The sequence below is a fragment of the Streptomyces polyasparticus genome, assembly GCF_014493765.1.
GTDB lineage: Bacteria > Actinomycetota > Actinomycetes > Streptomycetales > Streptomycetaceae > Streptomyces > Streptomyces polyasparticus.
Map to the genome: position 1 here is coordinate 1 of NZ_JACTVJ010000124.1, position 903 is coordinate 903.

The window sequence follows — 903 nt, forward strand, 5'->3', positions numbered from 1 at the left end:
TAGGTCGTCTCTTTCGGATCATGTTGCTGACCAGATGAAGATGGCGGCGATGTGGAGTCCGGCGAGGTAGATGGTTGCGGTCTTGTCGTAGCGAGTGGCCAGGCCGCGCCATTGTTTGAGGCGGTTGATGCAGCGTTCGACGGTGTTGCGTTGCCGGTAGCTCTCCCGGTCGAACGCCGGCGGTCGGCCGCCGATTCGGCCGCGTTTCTTGCGTTTGGTGATCTGGTCGGCTGGCTGCGGGATCACCGTGCGGATGCCGCGCTTGCGCAGGAGTTCGCGGATCGCGCGCGAGGAATACGCCTTGTCGGCCAGTACCGCATCAGGGGTGGTTCTGGGGCGCCCTGTCTTTCTGGGCACCCGCAATTGGGCCATGACCTGGGTGAATGCTGGAGCGTCCCCGGCCTGTCCGGGAGTGAGGACGAAGCTCAGCGGTCGGCAGTGTCCGTCGGCAGCCAGGTGGATCTTGGTGGTCAGTCCGCCGCGGGACCGGCCGAGCGCGTGATGGTCCGGCTCGCAGACCGGGGCCCCTTTTGGCGGGCCCCGGCGGCATGTTGATGAGCGCGCACGATCGTGGAGTCCACGGCGACGACCCAGTCCAAGTCGCCGGCGGCATCGGCCTGCGCCAGCAGAGCGGTGAAGATCCGCTGCCAGGTTCCATCGAGTGCCCACATCCGCAGCCGGTTGTGGGCGCCCTTCCAGGAGCCGAACTCCTCGGGCAGGTCCATCCAGGGCGAGCCGGTGCGGTACTTCCAGGCGATCGCGTCGATCACCTGCCGGTGATCACGCCACCGCCCGCCCCGCTTCGGTGCCCGGTCCGGCAACAACGGCTCGATCCGCGCCCACTGCGCGTCAGTCAGCGACACACCAGACCAACGATCAGATGATCCGAAGGAAACGGCCTAG

The 903-nt window shown here is 66.8% G+C and carries 1 protein-coding gene; it reads right to left on the bottom strand.

The features are described from left to right. Nucleotides 1-18: 18 nt before the first annotated feature. Nucleotides 19-863, bottom strand: a protein-coding gene (locus H9Y04_RS45770) for an IS5 family transposase (protein ID WP_187820168.1) whose coding sequence is annotated in 2 segments (ribosomal slippage) — nt 19-504 and nt 507-863 — 843 coding nt in all. Because the reading frame shifts where the segments join, the coding sequence is not laid out codon by codon here. Nucleotides 864-903 lie beyond the last annotated feature (40 nt).